The 20,621-nt window shown below is 46.0% G+C and carries 13 protein-coding genes; 8 read left to right on the top strand and 5 right to left on the bottom strand.

What is annotated here, in order from left to right:
• Positions 1–43 precede the first annotated feature (43 nt).
• Complete coding sequence (locus R7Q47_RS01195; RefSeq protein ID WP_025768635.1) at positions 44–760, top strand: DsbA family protein; 717 nt, start codon at positions 44–46, stop codon at positions 758–760.
• Between the two features lie 69 nt (positions 761–829).
• On the opposite strand, the gene R7Q47_RS01190 is transcribed toward R7Q47_RS01195, so the two are convergent.
• From R7Q47_RS01190 to R7Q47_RS01170, 5 genes are all read right to left on the bottom strand, one after another.
• On the bottom strand, positions 830–2,890 hold the full coding sequence (locus tag R7Q47_RS01190; protein WP_213962305.1) for an alpha-amylase: 2,061 nt from the start codon (positions 2,888–2,890) through the stop codon (positions 830–832).
• Positions 2,891–3,070: 180 nt separating this feature from the next.
• Positions 3,071–3,748 (bottom strand): monofunctional biosynthetic peptidoglycan transglycosylase, encoded by a 678-nt coding sequence (mtgA, locus tag R7Q47_RS01185; RefSeq protein ID WP_318088560.1) that lies wholly within the window; start codon positions 3,746–3,748, stop codon positions 3,071–3,073.
• Between the two features lie 151 nt (positions 3,749–3,899).
• Positions 3,900–6,092 carry a 1,4-alpha-glucan branching protein GlgB gene (glgB, locus tag R7Q47_RS01180; RefSeq protein WP_411912861.1) on the bottom strand — a complete coding sequence of 731 codons (2,193 nt, stop codon included), beginning with the start codon at positions 6,090–6,092 and terminating at the stop codon, positions 3,900–3,902.
• Between the two features lie 283 nt (positions 6,093–6,375).
• On the bottom strand, positions 6,376–8,556 hold the full coding sequence (gene malQ / locus R7Q47_RS01175) for a 4-alpha-glucanotransferase (RefSeq protein WP_318088559.1): 2,181 nt from the start codon (positions 8,554–8,556) through the stop codon (positions 6,376–6,378).
• 117 nt (positions 8,557–8,673) lie between these two features.
• Positions 8,674–11,127, bottom strand: a complete 2,454-nt coding sequence (locus R7Q47_RS01170) for a glycogen/starch/alpha-glucan phosphorylase (RefSeq protein ID WP_005374836.1) — start codon at positions 11,125–11,127, stop codon at positions 8,674–8,676.
• Positions 11,128–11,861: 734 nt separating this feature from the next.
• Here R7Q47_RS01170 and malT point away from each other — a divergent pair.
• From malT to sstT, 7 genes are all read left to right on the top strand, one after another.
• The gene (malT, locus tag R7Q47_RS01165; protein ID WP_154204050.1) at positions 11,862–14,570 is read left to right on the top strand and encodes an HTH-type transcriptional regulator MalT; all 2,709 of its coding nucleotides are present in this window, start codon (positions 11,862–11,864) and stop codon (positions 14,568–14,570) included.
• Between the two features lie 578 nt (positions 14,571–15,148).
• Positions 15,149–16,066, top strand: a complete 918-nt coding sequence (locus R7Q47_RS01160) for a DUF368 domain-containing protein (RefSeq protein WP_031778872.1) — start codon at positions 15,149–15,151, stop codon at positions 16,064–16,066.
• Positions 16,067–16,309: 243 nt separating this feature from the next.
• Complete coding sequence (locus tag R7Q47_RS01155; protein ID WP_154204051.1) at positions 16,310–16,735, top strand: hypothetical protein; 426 nt, start codon at positions 16,310–16,312, stop codon at positions 16,733–16,735.
• A gap of 9 nt (positions 16,736–16,744) precedes the next feature.
• Positions 16,745–17,359, top strand: coding sequence for an SCO family protein (locus R7Q47_RS01150; protein WP_154204052.1), 615 nt, complete (start codon positions 16,745–16,747; stop codon positions 17,357–17,359).
• Positions 17,349–17,657 carry a PTS transporter subunit EIIB gene (locus R7Q47_RS01145; protein WP_017634466.1) on the top strand — a complete coding sequence of 103 codons (309 nt, stop codon included), beginning with the start codon at positions 17,349–17,351 and terminating at the stop codon, positions 17,655–17,657. The genes R7Q47_RS01150 and R7Q47_RS01145 overlap by 11 nt, the downstream gene beginning before the upstream one ends.
• Positions 17,658–17,933: 276 nt before the next feature.
• A complete protein-coding gene (gene rsgA / locus R7Q47_RS01140) occupies positions 17,934–19,010 on the top strand; it encodes a ribosome small subunit-dependent GTPase A (protein ID WP_053307966.1) in 1,077 nt (358 codons plus the stop codon).
• A gap of 356 nt (positions 19,011–19,366) precedes the next feature.
• Positions 19,367–20,584 carry a serine/threonine transporter SstT gene (gene sstT / locus R7Q47_RS01135; RefSeq protein ID WP_005374821.1) on the top strand — a complete coding sequence of 406 codons (1,218 nt, stop codon included), beginning with the start codon at positions 19,367–19,369 and terminating at the stop codon, positions 20,582–20,584.
• Positions 20,585–20,621 lie beyond the last annotated feature (37 nt).

Below are 20,621 nucleotides of genomic sequence, written 5' to 3'. Positions count from 1 at the left end.
TTCACATAACAAACAACGAAATTTAAAAGTTTTAGGAAATATTATGACATTCACTCGTACACTTTTGGCGTTAACGATGGCTATCGTATCTGCCGTATCTTTCGCATCAGAAAAGACCGCAGAACAAAAGCTAGAGGAAGTTACTCAGATACTAAAAGAAAACCCTCAAATTCTTGATTCATTGCACCAAAACCTTCAAGAGTACATTGCGTATCAACAGTCATTTGGCGACACCTTGAAGGAGGTTCGTCAATATCTAAGTGATGGCAAACATTCCTCTTTTGGTGCTGAAAACCCTGAGTTAACCATTATTAACGTAACAGACTACAGCTGCCCTTTTTGTAAACGTTTAGAAGGAGAGCTGGTCAAAGTTGGTAAGGAATATCCGCAGGTAAAAGTGCTTAACCTCAATGTCTCTTTTAAAGAACAATACGAGAAAAACGGCTACAACTCGGCAAGTTACGCATTAAATGTTTGGCAAAACCAGCGAGATAAGTACGAACAAGTGCATGAGTTATTGGTGAAAAAACCGGGCGCACATGACGCACGTTCCTTAAATCAAATCGCGAAAAAAACGGGGACAGAAGCGCAGCTTGTCGACGACAAAGAGACCAAGGCGTTGCTTGATAAAAACTATCAGTATTTCACGCAACTTGGTTTACGCGGCACGCCTGCGTTGATCATTAATGATCAAGTCATTCCTGGCTATGTGCCGTTTGACGAGCTAGAAAAAGTCATCGACCAAGAACTGGCGAACTAAAACAACAAAGCCCTTCCCTGATAACTCAAGGAAGGGCTTTTTCTATCTAGGCTTAAAACGAAGTTCTAACTACTTTTCGCGACCCACAAACGCCACAATGACTTTGTCATTGCCAAGCGAGCGAGAGAACACGTACGCGCCTTCTTGTTCAATTACTTGATGCTGACCCGCACCAATCGCTGGGTGCGCTTTACGGAACTGACCAAGAGTTTGCCAGTGTTTGAGCAGCGCTTTCTTCTCATCCGATAGCTTCCACACCATGTCAGAACGTGTGCCTTGGTGGAAATCATCCGCGTAAGGACCAATGTTACGGCCAACTTCATCACCATAATAAACCTGAACAGCACCAGGACTCAGAAGCAGTGCATTCGCGGCGTTACGCTGCATACCGTAATCTTTGAAGCGAGAGAAGAACAGCTCGGTATCGTGAGAAGACATGTAACTGACTGGGTTGAAGTCTTTCTCGTTCGCGATAGTGTCCGCATAGCTTTGGTAAGTGTCTGCCATTTGGCTAAAGCAAGCCGCGCCTTTGTCTAGCTTCTTCTGCATATCGAAGTTGATCAACGCGTCAAAACCATCATCGAAATAAGGGCTGCGATACGCGGTGTGTCCCCAGACTTCGCCCATCATCCAGAACAGCTGACCTGACTTACCGTTCTCTTTACGCCACTGCTCAAGGCTGCTTGATGCCTCTTCTTTCAAGCGTTTCCACACATCGCCTTCAACGTGCTTCACCGTGTCGACACGGTACCCATCAATACCAAAGCGTTTCACCCAATCAGTTTGCCACTCAATTAGGTAGTCCGAGACGGTGTAATTATCACGCGCCTCAACGCGAGTGCCAGGGTTATCCAATAGCCATTGAGCTGGCTTCACGGCTTTGTCTGATTCAGTGATAAAGTCAGGCAAACCCGCCAATGACATGGTGATATCACTGCTGCCCGGAGCTGGGTATCCCGGTAGACCTGTTCTTACCCAGTCACCGCCCCACCATTTCGCCCAGTTTGGACTCTGGTAATCAATATTCTGGTGATAGCTATGCCAATTTTCACCCGCTTTTGGTTGCCAGTCACCCCACTTATTCGGTAAATCAGCGTTTGGTTTTAACACCTCAATACCGTCAAATTGCAAATCGGCTAACGTTGAGTAACCGGTGTGGTTGATTACTGCGTCCATCAAGACTTTAAGGCCACGTTTGTGTGCCTCTTCCACCAGCTTTTTCAGATCAGCTTCGTTACCGAAGTTCTCATCAATCTTGGTAAAGTCACGCGTCCAGTAACCGTGGTAAGCGTAGAATGGGAATGAGCCGCTATCGCCGCCACCCACAAAACCGTGTACTTGCTCAACGATTGGCGATAACCAAATCGCATCGGTACCTAGGCTATTGATGTAATCTAGCTTTTCGATCACGCCTTTTAGGTCACCGCCGTGGAAGGTGCCGATCTCTTCTTTGCCGTCTTTCTTACGCCCATAGCTGTTGTCATTGCTGGTATCGGCGTTGTTGAAACGGTCAACCATCACGAAGTAAATGTTGGCATTGCGGTAATCAAACGGCACTGCTTCTTTGGTTTTCTTCACTGGCTCTAGTAGCACCAAACCGCCGGAATCTTTGCTCGGCGTCAGCGATACTTGCTGATCTTTTACTTCGACCATCTGCCCAGAGTAAGCATCACGCAACTTGGTGCCATCGGGGAAACTGTCACCCAGCGCAATGGTGACTTCGCCGCCTTGATAAACCTCACATTGCACTTGTGGGATTGGGCGTTTGAATTCTGTCTTGGTGGCTTTCTTAGGTTCACGCTTGAAGCGCAATGTTTTCGCTTCCGCATCAAAAGCAAAAGAGTAATCGCCAGTAAAGCGGATTTTTAATGGCAGTTCTGTTGGCTTTCCACAGTTCAGCGCGATAGGTTTGTTGAATTTGACCTTTTGACCGTCAGGCGCGACACAGTCGCCTTCAACACCCGTGATTTTGAGCGTATAGCCATCTTTGGTTAATGGCACAACCAAAGGCTGCTCTGCACTTAACGGAAAGTCACGGCTGTTGGTCGTGGTAGAAATGGTGATGTTTGGCTCGGCGATGGCACTTGCCGATGCAAGCAATAAGGTAGTCGTAATCAGATTCAGTTTCATCGTTCAGTCCATTGGTTGCGCATAGGCGCAGTATTCGTGTTGTATTTTTATTCACACTAATAGTAAATGGATGAAAAACTGAGCACATCATTCTGAAAGGCTACGCCCTAAAGCTTGTGACGCTTCACATTTTATTGATATAGGGGCGTAGTTCTATTTAAGTGCAATAGATTGAGGGAGTTAAAGTTGCACGCTGCCAAGATTGCTCATTTGATTCATCGCCCATCTTGTGCGGCGAGCAGTGTACTCACTTTGTGGGTAGACTTTGATTCGATATGGGTTTGGCAACACCACGGCTAAACGCGCTGCTTGCCACTTCGAGAGTTGCTTTGCACTGACACCAAAGTAATTCTGCGCCGCTGCTTCGGCTCCGTAAATACCGGGACCAAATTCAACCACATTTAGATGCACTTCTAGAATACGCTCTTTACTCCACATCAGCTCCATCAGTAAGGCAAAGTAAAGCTCGTAAGCCTTGCGAACGTATGAGTGAGACGGAAACAAAAACACATTTTTCGCGGCTTGTTGGGTAATGGTGCTCGCGCCTCTCGACGGACCATTATCACCAGCCTCGGAAATCACGTCGAATAGCGACTCGAAATCGACACCATAATGATGAGGGAATTTTTGGTCTTCGGTCGCAATCACCGCTAACTGCATATTTTTTGAGATACGCGACAAGGATACCCATTCGTGTTGGCTGCTGTCTGGATAGTTCTTTGGTGGCGCAACAATGCGGCTTAACTTCCATCCCCATATTGGTGGATCGACATATTTCATCATACCAACCAAAAGAACTGGGGCGATCAGTAATATCAACACCATTTTAAACAGAAATGACTTAAGCCTTTTCAACATGTGTGGTTCCCCAATGCATTAGCGATTGATGATAAACAAACCAGCGAGCTTGCCTGATTCAATCAGGAACAACAAGTTTTCGAGGTAAAAAATAGGTCAAAAAAAGCCCGATTTACATTGTAAAACGGGCTTAGAATTTGATTAGACTGAATTATTTATTCAGCTTGTAGAACACGGTTGAAAGTGGTGGTAAACGAAGCTCAAGTGATTGAGGCAGTGATTCACTTTCGACTTTTTCCGTTTTCACACTGGTTAGCACTTTAAAATCGCTGCCGCCGTATTTGCTGTCGTCCGTGTTCAGCAGTAGTTCGTATTGACCTACATTTGGAACGCCTAAACGAAAACGCTCGTGTGGTACGGGCGTAAAGTTGGTGATGATGAGAATACGCTCACCTTCTTGACTGATACGCTCGTGCGCTAGGATACTCGCATCCGCTTCGTCTTGTAGACGCCACTCAAAACCAGCAGGAACACAATCTTGATCGTGCATCGCCGCTTCATTTCGGTACAAGTGGTTCAAATCTCGCATCAGCTTTTGGACACCTTGATGACGCTCATATTCCAGCAAGAACCATTGCAACTGATCATCGTGGTTCCACTCCGCCGTTTGGCCGATTTCCGCGCCCATGAAGTTCAGCTTTTTGCCCGGTTGACCATACATGTAACCGTAGTATGCACGTAGGTTTGCAGTTTGCTGCCATTCATCACCCGGCATCTTGTTATGGATAGATCCTTTGCCGTACACCACCTCATCGTGAGAGAGAGACAAGACGTAGTTTTCGCTGTGCGCATAAACCAGCGGGAAGGTGATGGTATTGTGGTGGTATTTGCGGTGAACAGGATCTTCTTTGATGTATGAAAGACTGTCGTGCATCCACCCCATATTCCACTTGAAGCCAAAACCTAAACCACCCATAAAGGTTGGCGCAGACACCCCCGGAAACGCCGTTGACTCTTCCGCAATCGTCATCGCATTCGGGAAGTGCTTGTACACTTCTTCGTTCATCCATTTTAAGGTTGCGATTGCGTCGTAGTTTTCGTTGCCACCATCAACGTTCGGGACCCACTGATCGTGGCTACGTGAATAATCGAGATAGAGCATCGATGCGACTGCGTCCACGCGAATGCCATCAATATGGAATTGTTCAAACCAGTACAGCGCATTCGATACAAGGAAGCGACGCACATGTTCACGGCCTAAATCATAGATGTATGAGTTCCAATCTTGGTGCCAACCGCGACGTGGGTCCGGGTCGTGGAACAGCGGTGTGCCGTCAAAGTTTGCTAAACCGTGGTCATCCAATGGGAAATGCGCCGGAACCCAATCCAGCACCACACCGATACCAGCTTGGTGACACGCATCCACGAAGAATTTGAAATCATCCGGAGAGCCGTAACGGCTAGTTGGCGCAAATAAGCCAACGGGTTGATAGCCCCATGAACCATAGAATGGATGCTCAGACACAGGCATCAGCTCAACGTGGGTGTAGCCCATATCCACAAGGTATGGCACCAACTGCTCCGCGAGTTCGCGGTAGTTGAGGAAATCACCGTTCTCGTCGCGCTTCCATGATCCAGCATGCAGCTCATAAAACGATAACGCTTCATCACGCTTTTGTGTCACTGCGCGGTTTTGCCATTTCGCATCTTGCCATTGGTAACGCTTGTGATCGTAGGTAATGGATGCGAACGATGGGTATTGCTCAGAATAGAAACCCCAAGGGTCTTGTTTGTGTGGCAGCCCTTCCCCATTTGGCCCTTTGAGCTCAAATTTGTATTGTACCCCCTCTTCCAAACCAGGAATGAATAGGCCCCAGATACCGTAGTCTAGGCGTTGCATTGGATGACGACGGCCATCCCATTGGTTGAAGCAACCCACAAGGCTAACAGCAGATGCATGTGGTGCATAAACAAGGAAACGCACACCAGAGATGTTTTCACCGCCACGTTCTAGCGTGACAAAGTGTGCGCCCATGTAGTGATACATGTCTTTTGGCGTATGCAGATGCTCGTACTCTTGGTAGATATTGTGGTACTGGTACGGGTCATCAATAATTTGTTCAACACCATTCCAATCGACCGCTAAACGGTAGTGGGTCAGGTGTAAATCGCGTTGCTCTTTTAAGATGAAACCGCTGTCGCCATCACGCTCAAGCGCCACGCGAGGTTCACCATTAACAAGCAGTTCAACCTTGTTTGCGCCCGGCATCCAAACTCTCAGCGAAGCTTCGTCGTCAATGAATGGACCCAGCGCCGCAAATGGATCTGAGTAAGCCGCCTCAGCAAGCAGTTCGTATGCGCGTTCGTGTTGTTTCTTTATTTTCTTGGTTTTGGTGGTTTTCAAATCTTTCTCCCTAGAGCCAACATCCTTTTCAAGACCAGAGATCTGAATCAAACATCGGTTTCTCCACAGCCAACGTTGTGAACTCACAAAAAGACTCCGCTTCTCACATTCGTTGCGTAAACGGCGTCAAAATACAAAAATGCCCGCTATTGTCGCGGGCATAATAACGGTACTTCATCCTAACGGATTGTGTTTTAGGAATGAGTGACCTAGACGGAACTTTCGTACCTCTGAGCTAACAAAATTGGTAATCAGCTCGTCCATCTACGCCACTCTAGGCATCTTACTTACTCGCCTGTGCACGAACTTCAGTAAGGCGTTTAGAAATACGATTCACATCTTCACGGCTGAAGATTTCATCTAGGTTCATCGACAATTTACGACGCCAGTTTGGATACTCATCCACCGTACCAGGAATATTGACCGGTTGATCCATTTCTAGCCAGTCTTCAAGCTGAACGCTAAGCAGTGCAGAGTCACCCGCGGCTACGTGCAGTTGCAGCGCTTCACTTAGGTATGAATCCATTGGCACGTACTGAGCATCATGACCAATGCCTTCTGGCAGATAGCCATGCCAGCGAACGCTGTCTAGAATGCCTTGTTTGCACTTCAAGCGGTCAGCGAATAGGCCTTCCAACTGCTGTTCATCAGGGTACAGACCAATCTCACGCCCCATCTTCAAGTCATCACAGTGCCAGAAACCGCGTAGTGTTGGCATATCGTGCGTACACAATGCCGCCATAGACTGCTCTGCGTAATGCTTCGGAGAAATAAAACCACCGTCGTCTTTTGATGTTTCGAAGAAGAAGACTTTGTACGAATGCACACCCGCATCACGAAGGATATCAACGATTTCATCAGGTACAGTACCCAAGTCTTCACCGATTACAGAACACTGATGACGGTGAGATTCCAACGCTAGGATTGCTAGCATGTCTTCAACTGGGTAGTACAGGTATGCGCCTTCTGTCGCTTTCTCGCCTTTTGGAATCCACCAAAGGCGAAGCAGGCCAAGTACGTGGTCGATACGCAATGCACCACAATGCTTCATGTTAGCACGTAGCAATTTGATGTAAGCGTCGTAGCCAGTCGCTTCTAAAACCTGAGGGTTAAGCGGAGGCAGACCCCAGTTTTGGCCTAGTGGACCAAGTACATCCGGCGGCGCACCGATGCTTGCATCCAATACTAGCGCGCCTTCGTCTGCCCATGTTTCGCTGCCTGAATCTGCAACACCCACCGCAAGGTCGCGGTACAAACCCACAGCCATGCCTTTTTCTTCGGCTAGCGCTTGCGCTTCTTTGATTTGATCGTCTGCGATCCATTGCAGGTACATGTACAAGTGAACACGATCTTGGTTGTCCTTAATGTACTTCTGAGTACCAGCTGCGTCGAATGTGCGGTATTTCTCAGGGAATACAGGCCAACCCCACATGTTTGCATCTTCTGCATGTAAATCAGCATGAAGTGCATCGAATGCAGCTTGGTGTAGCAAGCTGTCTCCGCCTTTTTCAACAAAGTCCAAGAAGGCACGAGCGCGATCAGTGTTCTTGTCTAAATGGCGAGCTTTAAACTCACTGAATAGCAGCGGAAGAACGCTCATTTTTAGTTGCGAAACTTCGGTGTAATTCACCCAATGAGAGTCTCGCGCTTTTTGTAAACGTTGTTGGAACTCTGCACTACCCACTCGCTGTTGTGCTTCTGCACTTAGCGCGAATTCAGGTACAGAGCTTACGTCGATGTACATAATGTTCAACCAACGACGAGAAGACGGGCTGTATGGGCTTGCCCCTTCTGGATTCGCAGGGAACAGCGAGTGAATCGGGTTCAAGCCAATGAAGTCACCGCCACGAGAGGCAATATCACTCACCAGTTGTTTTAGGTCGCCAAAATCACCGATGCCCCAGTTATGCTGAGTACGCAGTGCGTAAAGCTGGATACTAGGACCCCATAGCTTTTTGTGTTGGTTTAGATCGTCTTGTTTGAAACACGCTTTCGGCGTAATGATCAATGACATCTCGTAAGGTGTTTTACGACGCTTACGACTGATGATCAGTTTGTGATAACCCCAAGCCAAGTTCTTTGGCAATGCAAACACTAGAGGGCCACCCTCAGCACGCTCATCACGAACAATTTGGGACTGAAGATAGCCTTCAAGTACCTCTCCTTGTTCTGTTTCTAAACGCCAGCTGAATTCACTCTCACGAGCACTCGTACCTAGGTTTAGTTCCACTTCGACTGGTTCGCCGTCGCGTAAAACAAGAACAGGGGCTAGTACGTCTTTTTTATGTTTCTTTTCAGCAGAAGCCAGTAGTTTTTCATCACTGCTAGTATCGTAGCCAAGCGAAGCGAGCAAGCGGCGTAGCGTCTCCTCAGACACTTTAGCCTCATCTCCCCAAGCACTGACATAGCTATCAGCCAATCTCGCCATTTCCGCGACTTTCTTTAATGCTGTTTGTTCTTTCATCGCTTTCTCCGAAGGTAATACCAACACCTTCCATGTAGGGTTTTATTGTTATCAATAACTTCTTTTGGAAAATGACCAAAGGTAGCACTTGGCTACCTTGGTCTTAACTAGGTTCTATTAGCGTTTCACCGCTTCAAGTTTCCAGATATTGTTCACGTAGTCGCGGATTGAGCGGTCTGACGTGAACTTGCCAACAAGGGCGGTATTAAGAATGGCCTTCTTCGCCCAGCCAGCTTGATCTTTATATTGTTCGCTCATGTCTTCGTGTGCTTTCACATAAGAGGCGAAATCCGCGAGACATAAGTATGGGTCACCACCGTCTAGCAGGCTGTCATACGTTGCACGCAGTAAGCCTGGTTGGCCTGGTGTGAACTCTTCACCCAATAGCAAGTCCATTGACGCTTTGAGTAAGTGATCCGCATTGTAGTAATCAAATGGGTTATAACCTTGAGCTTTCAGCGCTTTCACACCTTCAACATCTAGACCGAAGATATAGATGTTCTCATCGCCTACTTCCTCACGAATCTCAACGTTTGCACCATCCATTGTACCGATAGTTAGCGCACCGTTTAGCGCCATCTTCATGTTACCTGTACCTGATGCTTCTTTACCCGCTAGCGAGATTTGTTGAGAAACGTCAGCCGCAGGGATAATGATTTCAGCCATGCTCACGCGGTAGTCAGGGATGAATACCACTTTCAGCTTGTTACCGATGCGAGGATCGTTGTTCACCTTGTCTGCAATCTTGTTGATTGCGAAGATGATTTCTTTCGCTAGGTGGTAACCCGGTGCTGCTTTTGCTGCGAAGAACACAACGCGTGGCGTACACTCAAAACCTGGTTCATTAAGAATACGGTGGTACAGAGACAGTACGTGTAGCAAGTCTAGATGCTGACGTTTGTACTCGTGCAGACGCTTGATTTGAACATCGAAGATTGCATTAGTATCGAGCTCGATACCCATGTTCTCTTTCACCCAAGTTGCTAGGCGTTCTTTGTTCTCTTTCTTCACTGCCATGAATTCTTTTTGGAATGTCGCGTCAGTAGCGTACTTCGCAATACCTTCAAGTTGCTCTAGTTTCGCTGGCCATTCTGGGCCGACTTTCTCAGTGATAAGCTGAGACAGACCTGGGTTACAGAACTTCAACCAGCGACGTGGCGTAATACCGTTCGTTACGTTGTGTAGACGTGTCGGGTACATTTCGTGGAACTCTGGGAATAGGTCTTTCTTAACCAATTCAGAGTGAAGTGCTGCTACACCGTTTACTGCGTAAGAGCCGATTACACATAGGTTTGCCATGCGAACCATGCGGTGGAAACCTTCTTCGATGATAGAAAGCTTCTGTTGCTTCGCGACATCACCCGGCCACATTGCACGTACGTCTTGTAGGAAGCGGTGGTTGATCTCGTAAATGATCTCCATGTGACGTGGTAGCAGGTGCTGGATTAGCGACTCTGGCCATGTCTCTAGTGCTTCTGGAAGTAGCGTGTGGTTGGTGTACGCAAATGTCTTAGAGCTGATTTCCCAAGCCGCTTCCCAAGCTAAACCTTTTTCATCCATCAGGATGCGCATTAGTTCAGGAATCGCAATCGTTGGGTGCGTATCGTTAAGCTGGATAGTCTCTTGCTTAGGTAGATCCGCTAGCGAGTAGCCCGCAGCTTCGTGGCGACGTAGGATGTCACGTACAGACGCTGCTGAGTGGAAGTACTGCTGCATTAGACGCAGTGTTTTACCTTTCTCGTGGTTGTCGTTCGGGTAAAGCACTTTAGTGATGTTACCTGCGTCGATCAGTGCGTGCTGAGCTTCGAAGTAATCACCATTGTTAAAGCTTGCTAGTGAGAATGGTGCAATCGCCTGACATTCCCAAAGACGTAGCGGGTAAACCGTGTCTGATTCGTAACCCACAATTGGAAGATCCCAAGGCATTGCTCTTACTGTCATGCCTGGTACCCATTTGCGAACTTCTTTACCGTTCTCGTTAATCACTTCAACGTGACCGTAGAAACCGATCTCTTGCGCAAGTTCTGGACGCGCAATTTCCCAAGGGTAGCCTTCTACACCGCGCCAAGCGTCAGGTGCTTCTTGCTGGCGACCATCTTTGAATGACTGTTTAAATAGACCGTATTCGTAATGTAAACCATAGCCGACAGTTGGGAATTCTTGTGCCGCACATGAATCCATGAAACACGCAGCAAGACGACCAAGGCCACCGTTACCCAATGATGGGTCGCGCTCTTCTTCTAGCAGATCAGTTAGGTTGTAACCCAGTTCAGCCATTGCTTCTGTTACTTGTTCGTACAGACCCATGCTGATTAGGTTGTTACCAGTCAAACGACCGATAAGGAATTCTAGCGAAAGGTAGTTAACGCTCTTCGCACTTTTAATGCGTGGGTCTTCTTCTGTCGCAAGCAAATCTAGAGTAGTAAATTCAGCCAGAGCATGCCCCATTGCTAGGTACCATGCGCGGCTGTCTGCGTTTTCAATCGTATGAGCGTAAGTTACAGATAGGTGTTTCTTTACGCTTTCTTGGAACGACTTCTTGTCAAATTGTTTTTGTTGAGTAGGTTTCATTACGAAATTCTCACGTCTTTTGGTAATTCATCTGCCATACATCGTGCATTTACCTCTGTGAATAAACATCCTCCTAATTCTCATCCTTTGAAGGAGGAGGGCTGAGGGCGTAGAGGGGGTACCATTGCTAGGTTAGTGATCCAAATCTCAACAAAGTGAACTTTGCTCCAGTTCTTAGTGATTTTGATCACAATGGAATGTGCGAAAGGTTAAAACCCGTTCATGACGCTTTTTATAGTCCACTCATCTGATGATGTGAAAATTGTAATATCGGTCACATTAACTCGGTCAGCGTAGAAGAAATTTTCGTAATCTATGTGCAACGCGATCTTAACGCCAACGAAACAAATGATATTTAAGTGACGACAATCACAAATAAAGGGCGTAGTTGATGGTAAATCCATCAACCCTTGAGAATTAGGAAGTGGATCAAAGTAACGAACATTTCTGATGTCGTAACATCCCACTCAGCTCACAGGATTGTACGCTTTTTATACAAACTAGAATTAGGCGATGTGAGTTATTTCTAGTTTTCGCTAGCTTTTATATCTAAGTGACCGTATGGAATGGTTTTTCAGACGGACGCAAGCCCCAACAGTAGCGACATTATCCGGCATTCAAACAGTGTTTTTGATGCTGATGACATCATTCAGTAAGACGGCTTTCAAGGGGGCTTTACTAGAATGATCACGTTGCTGTCATTTGGGTATACACAAATAAGGACATAACTACTAATGTGGATTCCATCTAAGCTTACTCGACCAGGACGCCTGCACAATGCCATCGTGCGCCCACGAGTGTTGGACTTACTACAGCAAGCGCCTTACTACAAATTGGTTTTATTCCGATCCCCAGCAGGTTACGGAAAAACAACAATGGCAGCGCAGTGGCTATCCGATAAGCCAAACGTCGGTTGGTACAGCATTGATGACAGCGATAACGACGGCTTTCGCTTTGTAAACTATCTGCTTCAAGCATTAAACAAAGCCACCAACTTCAGTTGCGCTAACGCACAAAAACTGGCGGAAAAACGTCAGATCTCGTCTTTACGCTCCCTATTTAGCGAAGTATTCGCTGAAATGGCTGACTTTCATCAAGAGTGCTACGTGGTGCTTGATGACTACCATTTAATCACGAATGATGAAATCCATGAATCCATGCGTTTCTTCTTAAAGCACATGCCAGACAACCTCACCGTTGTGGTAACCAGTCGTGCAGCGCCGCCTCTGGGCACTGCAAACTTACGTGTTCGTGATTTAATGATCGAAATCGGCAACGAGATGTTGGCGTTTGATACCGAAGAAACCACTCGCTTCTTTAACCAGCGTATCGCCGATGGTATTGATGAAGACATGGCGAACAGCCTAAGAACCTATGTTGAAGGTTGGCCATCGGCGATGCAGTTGATCGCATTACAAGCCCAACATCAAAACCGCACATTGGCACAAACTGTAGAGTCGGTATCGCAGTTCAATCACGCGCACTTGTGGGATTACTTGGTCGAAGAAGTGTTTGACTTACTCGATCACGAAACTCGTCACTTTTTAATGCAAGTATCCGTGCTTGACCACTTCAATGATGAGCTAGTGTTTGCCCTTACCCAACGCGAAGATGCACTGGGAATGATTGAATCGCTTAACCGTTACGGCTTATTCATTTATCCGCTCGAAGGGGAACAGAACTGGTTCCGGTTCCATAACTTATTTGGCGAGTTTTTATCTCATGAGCGCCAAGCTCGTATTCCTCAGCAAGAAAAAGATCTCCACCGCAATGCTGCTATCGCTTGGTTACAACAAAAAGCACCACACCAAGCGATTCATCATGCACAAAAATCGAATGATAAGGACTTAGTGGTAGAGATCCTAAACGAATTCGGCTGGAAGATGTTTAACCAAGGCGAACTCAGCACACTGGAAAGCTCAATTAACAAGTTGGACGATGATCTGTTGTTCAGCCACCCAAAACTTACGATGCTCCGAGCATGGTTGGCTCAAAGTCAGCATCGTTATAACCAAGTGGGCCACCTGCTTGAAGAAGCGGAAGAGGAACACAAAAAGCGTAACATTGCGTTAGATATTCATTATCAAGGTCAAGCAAACGCGTTGCTTGCTCAAGTGGCTATCAACAGTAACCAGCCAGAAAAAGCTCTCGAATTAGCGGAGTTAGCGCTTAGCCAACTTGATAACACAATTTACCGTAGCCGAATTGTGGCGACTTCGGTTGTTGGTGAAGTTAACCACGTGCTAGGTAAACTAGACCGTGCTTTGCCAATGATGCAACAAACTGAAAAGCTAGCTCGTCAGTATCAGGTATACCACCAAGCGTTATGGGCAATATTGCAGCAAAGCGAGATTTTAATTGCACAAGGTTACGTGCAAGCTGCCTTTGAACTACAAGATTCCGCATTTCGTCTGATTGAAGATCAGCAGCTTCAGCATGTTCCTCTTCATGAATTTTTGCTGCGTATTCGCGCGCAAGTACTTTGGTGCTGGAACCGACTTGATGAAGCGGAAGAATGCGCGTACAAAGGTCTGCAAATTCTCGAAAACCATTCACCAAGCAAGCACTTACATAGCTATTCGATGTTGGCGCGTATTGCGATTGGACGCGGTGAATTAGACAAAGCCGGTAAATTCATTGAGCACATCCAACACTTGATGAAACAGTCGACTTATCACGTAGATTGGACTGCAAACGCTTCACTATCGTTGATTCTATTTTGGCAAGCGCGCGGGAATACCGATGCAATGCAAGAATGGCTCAACACTGCGGTTCGTCCTGAATCGGCATGCAACCACTTTTCTCAATTGCAATGGCGTAACATTGCTCGCGCCCACATTAACTTAGGCCAATATACCGACGCTCGTACTGCGTTAGATTTTCTCCAAGGTGAAGCTCGTCGCACTAACCTAATCACAGATACTAATCGCAACTTAGTGGTTGAAGCGGTCCTTTCTGCTCGCCAAAAAGATGAGGAGCAAGCCAAGGCTCTGTTAAAAGAAGCATTAGTAATGACGAACCAAACTGGCATGGTCGGAAACTTCCTGATTGATGGTGCAACCATTGGCGGTCTGCTGGAGAAGTTGAGCCTCCGCCATGAACTGGGCGATCTTGAGCGTCACCGTGCTCAACAGTTAATGAAGGACATTTCATCGAATCAACGTAGCCGGTCGATTCACTTTGATGAAGACTTTATTGAAAAGTTGGTGAATCACCCTAATGTGCCAGAGCTAGTACGTACTAGCCCATTAACACAACGCGAATGGCAGGTTCTGGGGCTGATTTATTCAGGCTTTAGTAACGAGCAAATCGCACAAGAGCTGGATGTGGCAGGTACGACAATTAAAACCCACATTCGCAACCTGTACCAAAAGCTTAATATTGCTAATCGTAAAGAAGCCATTGTGACAGCTGAAAATTTGCTACAGTTAATGGGATACTGAACTGCTAGATAAACGGGTTAAAACGTAAAGTAAAACACAAGGGTTGGCGTAACACGTCAGCCCTTTTTTATGACTGACAGAAAGAGAAGTGCAATTTGCAAAGCACGTAAGTAACGTTGTTCATATAAAAAAATAGCCAACCGCAATAATCGCGATTGGCTTATATTTAGTGTGAACAAATTGTATTCACTAACAACGTCAGTTGGCTAGGTGACCCTCGGCTTAAGAAGGGTCGAGCAGTATTATGCATTAATCATGCCAAAATGCAAAGACTTATTTTTGGGCACAAGATCTCATATAAGCTGGATTTACTCACGCGCAAATTATCAAAATGCAATTTTATAATGCAAATTGCAATTGCATAATGCAACCAAGATTGATAATTGATAGTAGAGTTAATCATCTCAAAAATGTAAACCAAGCATTAAAAGCTCGTTACGGCGGCATTGTCTCTTGGCGGGTAATAAAGATAGGCAACAGATTGGATATAAAACCAAGTAGTTACAGCACTATTTCATACTTTTTTCATCGCAATGTTTGTATACTCTCTGCCATCGAAACGACTTAGCATTAGAGCAATGAACTACTTAATTACTTTCTTCAAGGGAATCGCCATGGGTGCAGCAGATGTTGTACCTGGTGTATCTGGCGGCACCATCGCGTTTATCACTGGTATTTACGATACGCTGCTTGAAAGCATTCGACGCATTAACCCCTCACTTTTCTCTATCTGGCGAAAAGAAGGGGTTAAAGCCGCGTTTAATCACATCAACGGATTCTTCCTTATCGCTCTGTTTGCCGGCATTTTCACCAGTATCGCAACGCTAGCAAAGTTGATTACTTGGCTTCTTGACACACACCCGATCCCACTTTGGTCATTTTTCTTTGGTCTGATTTTGGTCTCTGTGTATCACATTATTCGTCAGGTTGAGCAACGCGATCTTGTCCGCTTTGTCATTCTGCTCGTTGGTGTCGGGTTTGCTTATAGTATTACTGTGCTCAAACCTTTACACATGGAACCAACGGCCATTAACACCTTATTCGCTGGAGCTATCGCGATTTGTGCGATGATCTTGCCGGGTATCTCTGGCAGTTTTATTTTGCTGCTGATTGGCATGTATGCTCCTGTATTAGCCGCAGTGAAAGGTTTTCAAGTCGATACATTAGCGCTATTTTTGTCTGGCTGCGTGATCGGTTTACTGTCCTTCTCTCACTTATTGTCGTGGTTACTACGCAAGTTCCGTGATTTCACCCTGATGTTTTTGACTGGATTAATGATTGGTACGTTGCCAAAGATTTGGCCATGGAAAGAAACCATCACTTGGCGCACCAATTCGAAGGGCGAACAAGTGCCATTGCTACAGCACAACCTATCACCATTTGAATTTGAACACGTGACATCACAACCTTCTCAGTTAGTACTTGCTGTCGTGATGATGCTTGCAGCCATTGCTCTGGTTTTGGGTCTAGAGAAATTCGCAGATTCAGATAAATAAACTTGGTATCAAACACATACTGAACCAAATAAAAACGGAGCCAATTGGCTCCGTTTTTATCTACTGGCTAAGGGCAAAACATCTCAATTGAAAACTCTGCTGTATTTGATGCAATAAAGTCCGTCGCGTTACTAAGAAGCTGGTCACCGAGGTATAACGCACAATTTACCGAGGTCACGAGTTGGCGAGCGGCGCATCTGTGCTACGATGCTCGTAATGTTAAGTGATAAATGCTGAACCTTAATGAAACTGTTACAAATCGCCGCTGTTTCAGCCGCATTAGTTGCGGGATTTTATGCCCCGACTCTAATAAAAAGCTTTTCTTCTTCCACTCAAAGCATGTCAATAGATGAATACTGCTTTCTCTCTACAACCTCTTGCGTCCAAGAAAATGTTACGATGACGCTAAACTCAGAAACTGCTCAACCCTTGGTTCCTACCACTCTAAATGTTGAGTGGCATACAAGCGATGCTAAGCAACTCATCCTAAGTCTTTCAGGAAGAGAAATGGAGATGGGTGAGCCTAAGTTTTTGCTGAAGCAAATCGCTCCTGGCCAATATCAAGGTGACATCATTCTCCCGGTTTGCACGGAGGATGCAATGACTTGGGTTGGTGAACTCAGTGATGGAGAGAATACCGTTTACCCTGCTATAAAAATGCAAAGATAAGGAATCGTTATGAGCCGCAATTGGTCCCTATTTCTCGTAGCTGCTTTCGCACTCGGGTTTGGCGTAAAGAGCTATTTAGATAATCAGAAAACGAAGCCAGAGCAAGTGGATAGTTCCGCCTCTCAACAAACGGTATTGTTTGGGGAAAATAACCAAGCCGTCAATATCTTCGATGTGAATGACCCTCGCATCCGAGTCGTCTATTTTGGCTTTACTCGCTGCCCAGACGTTTGCCCAACTTCTCTTGCAATGCTGGCAGGAGCACTGAATCAAATTGACGACGCGCAAAAAGCGCAACTACGCCCGATGTTCATTTCTTTGGACCCAGAGCGTGATGAGGCCGATGCATCAGCAAAATATGCCCATTACTTCCATCCAATGATTGAAGGCCTATCGGCACCACTTGATGTAACGACACCTTTGGCACACAACTATGGTGTCATTTTCCGCAAGACAGAATTGGAAGGCTCGGAACTAAAGTACACGCTGGATCATAGCTCTTACTTCTACTTCTTGAAGCCGGATGGCACGTTAATCACTAAAGTACCGCATACGCTCTCGCCGGCACCGATTGTTGAAGCCATTTCAAAACTAACGACCGAAGGCTCTTCAAATGACGGTTAAGTCAGCGCTGAAGCAATTTTTCAATTTCCTAACTCATACCAACCCCAATGTCGAACAAGACGTCGATACGATCATTGACGCCATTGGGGGCATAGAGAACCTGCTAGAAACTGGTGCATGTGCGACTCGGCTGCGTCTTACCCTCAGAGCGACGTCCGTCATCGATAAGAACGCACTCAAAAATCATGGCGCGCATGGAGTCGTGATATTGGATGATCGTCATGTCCAAATCATATACGGCTTAAAAGCCAACACGTATTCGCAGATTATGGAAGAGCGTATCACAAAACAAAGTTAATATTTTTGCAGTATAGCTACCCTCTTTAAAAAAGGGCGGCTATACTCTTTTGGCTTAATTAACTCACTTATTTATTAACCAACGAAGAGGACACAAGATGATTGTATTGAATAACACTAACTGGGCATCGCAAGGGTAACCCTAACAGCACCAACTCTGTGGCATAACCACAACTTCCCCTTCTCTGCCCGGTCTTCACCGGGGTCAACTCTATCCGAATTAGACCCTAATGCGATTTGTATTAAGGCGCTTTGTTGCGTCTGGGATAATTCAATAATGAATCAAACACATACTTTTTGTGACACATTAGTTTCAACTTCAAACCCTCTAAAACAATTGGGTTGGAAACCATTTTTTCAGCAACAACTGACATTAGACGATTACGACAACACTATCTTTGCTCGTGTAATTGCGCATCACCGAAGTGGTTATTTATTGGCAACAGAAACTGGGCAAGTTCATCTTAATGCCCACCATTCTTTACCCAATATGACCGTCGGAGACTGGGTAATCTTAAATGAAGATCAGCAATTTGTTCGCTTACTGGATCGCTTGAGCCTCTTTAGCCGCAAAGCCGCTGGCAGCAAAGTGGCAGAGCAACTTATCGCAGCCAATGTGGATACAGTGTTTATCGTCTGTTCCCTTAACGACGACTTCAATTTAAGTCGTATTGAACGCTATCTTGCCTTGGCTCATGAAGCCGAAGTCGAACCCGTCATCGTGCTTTCCAAAGCCGATTTGTGTGACAATACTGATGAACTAAAAAGCCAAGTACAGAAGCTCGACCCTCTATTAGCTATAGAGACAGTCAACGGCTTAGAAATAGAGAGTGCTTCTAAACTCATGACCTGGTGCAAAGAAGGACAAACCCTCGCTTTTATCGGTTCTTCAGGCGTTGGCAAATCAACTCTTGTTAATGCATTACTCGGGCAACAAGAACAGGCAACTGGGCATATTCGTGAAGACGATAGCAAAGGTCGACATACAACTACATCGCGCTCTATCCATCTATTACCTGATGGCGGCATCTTGATTGATACTCCGGGAATGCGCGAGCTTCAACTAGCAGATTGTGAATCGGGGGTCAGTGAGGCGTTTTCTGACATTGAGGCTCTCGCTCAACGTTGTCGCTTTGGTGATTGCCAGCATCAAACTGAGCCGGGTTGCGCAATTCAAACTGCGATTGAAAATGGCAAACTGGAAGTTCGTCGTTTCAATAACTATCAAAAACTATTGCGAGAACAAGCCTTTAACGGTGCGACTTTGGCAGAGCAACGAGCACAAAGTCGACAATTCGGTAAACTTGCTCGCAATGCCATGAATGATAAGCGCAGGCGCCAACAAAGTTATTAATTTGTTGCGTTTGAGTTGTCAATAAAATCAAAGGAGACGAAAGTCTCCTTTTTAACAACTTTATTAAAAACCATTACTCATAACTAATGATAATTTTCAACATAAAAATCTTATTTAAATAACATTGAGCAAACATTTAATCCAAAAACAAACTAAAACTAGACACAAAATATTACCAAGCTAAGATATGTGATATTCAGCAAGAAAATGGCTGAATTTATAACAACAGGATAATTGATAATCATGTGTCTTAGTGACCAGAAGCAATGCTCACCCCTTGCAATACAAGGGCATTATCGCCGTGTAATGATGGACTATTGCCCTGCCACTCTGGCATAAAATTGCAGGAATGATGTATGCAACACAACAGCCTCGTTGCCCGATATGCTCGTGGTAACCTCGTCGTCCAGATCCTTGTCGGTATCGTCTTTGGTATTTTGCTCGCGACAATTTCTCCAAGCCATGCCGAAAGCGCGGGATTAATTGGTAGCCTTTTTGTCGGTGCGCTTAAAGCGATCGCGCCAATTCTTGTGTTTATTTTGGTTGCCGCTTCAATTGCAAACCAAAAGAAAAACCAACACACTTACATGCGCCCAATCGTTGTACTGTACCTGATGGGTACATTCTTCGCGGCGCTATCAGCAGTGGTTCTAAGCTTCCTTTTCCCGACCAATTTAACGCTTGTCACCGGCGCTGAAGGTGCAACGCCTCCTCAAGGTATTGCTGAAATTCTACGCACATTGTTGTTTAAACTGGTCGACAACCCAGTAAATGCACTAGTAGAAGCAAACTACATCGGCATTCTTGCTTGGGGTGTGGGTCTGGGTCTTGCACTACACCACGCATCGGCAACAACGAAGGCCGTATTTGAAGATCTAAGCCACAGCGTGTCTCACATTGTGCGCTTTATCATTCGTCTTGCACCATTTGGTATCTTTGGCTTGGTTGCTTCAACGTTTGCGACAACAGGCTTTAGCGCGCTAGCAAGCTACGCACACCTTCTGGCGGTTCTTCTTGGCGCAATGATGATCATCGCACTCGTTGTAAACCCAGCGATCGTGTTCGTTAAAACCAAACAAAACCCTTACCCACTTGTATTCCGTTGTCTACGTGAAAGTGGTGTAACAGCGTTCTTCACTCGTTCAAGTGCAGCGAATATTCCAGTAAACATGGCACTATGTGAGAAGCTAAAACTGGACGAGGATACATACTCAGTATCTATCCCTCTAGGTGCGACCATCAACATGGCTGGTGCTGCAATCACTATCACAACACTAACGCTTGCAGCTGTGCACACTATGGGTATCGAAGTTGATCTACTGACTGCGCTACTGCTCAGTATTGTGGCTGCGGTTTCTGCATGTGGCGCATCAGGTGTTGCAGGTGGCTCTCTACTACTTATCCCACTTGCGTGTGGCCTGTTTGGTATCTCAAACGACGTAGCAATGCAGGTTGTAGCGGTTGGCTTCATCATCGGTGTGATTCAAGACTCTGCAGAAACTGCACTAAACAGCTCAACAGACGTTGTCTTTACGGCAGCAGTTTGTAAATCAGAGCAGCAAAAAGCTCAGTAAGACTGACAGAACAAATAGAAAGGGGAGCCGATGATGG

It is taken from the genome of Vibrio sp. Vb0349 (assembly GCF_033338975.1).
Note: the sequence above shows the minus strand (reverse complement) of the source record. Positions and strands in the feature narration are given on the sequence as shown.

What these genes read in the sequence shown, in the direction of transcription:
- sstT (WP_005374821.1), top strand. Translation starts at nt 19,367, where the DNA reads ATGCAACACAACAGCCTCGTTGCCCGATATGCTCGTGGTAACCTCGTC.
- rsgA (WP_053307966.1), top strand. Translation starts at nt 17,934, where the DNA reads ATGAATCAAACACATACTTTTTGTGACACATTAGTTTCAACTTCAAAC.
- malQ (WP_318088559.1), bottom strand. Translation starts at nt 8,556, where the DNA reads ATGAAAGAACAAACAGCATTAAAGAAAGTCGCGGAAATGGCGAGATTG.
- R7Q47_RS01195 (WP_025768635.1), top strand. Translation starts at nt 44, where the DNA reads ATGACATTCACTCGTACACTTTTGGCGTTAACGATGGCTATCGTATCT.
- R7Q47_RS01155 (WP_154204051.1), top strand. Translation starts at nt 16,310, where the DNA reads ATGAAACTGTTACAAATCGCCGCTGTTTCAGCCGCATTAGTTGCGGGA.
- malT (WP_154204050.1), top strand. Translation starts at nt 11,862, where the DNA reads ATGTGGATTCCATCTAAGCTTACTCGACCAGGACGCCTGCACAATGCC.
- R7Q47_RS01170 (WP_005374836.1), bottom strand. Translation starts at nt 11,127, where the DNA reads ATGAAACCTACTCAACAAAAACAATTTGACAAGAAGTCGTTCCAAGAA.
- R7Q47_RS01190 (WP_213962305.1), bottom strand. Translation starts at nt 2,890, where the DNA reads ATGAAACTGAATCTGATTACGACTACCTTATTGCTTGCATCGGCAAGT.
- R7Q47_RS01150 (WP_154204052.1), top strand. Translation starts at nt 16,745, where the DNA reads ATGAGCCGCAATTGGTCCCTATTTCTCGTAGCTGCTTTCGCACTCGGG.
- mtgA (WP_318088560.1), bottom strand. Translation starts at nt 3,748, where the DNA reads ATGTTGAAAAGGCTTAAGTCATTTCTGTTTAAAATGGTGTTGATATTA.
- R7Q47_RS01160 (WP_031778872.1), top strand. Translation starts at nt 15,149, where the DNA reads ATGAACTACTTAATTACTTTCTTCAAGGGAATCGCCATGGGTGCAGCA.
- R7Q47_RS01145 (WP_017634466.1), top strand. Translation starts at nt 17,349, where the DNA reads ATGACGGTTAAGTCAGCGCTGAAGCAATTTTTCAATTTCCTAACTCAT.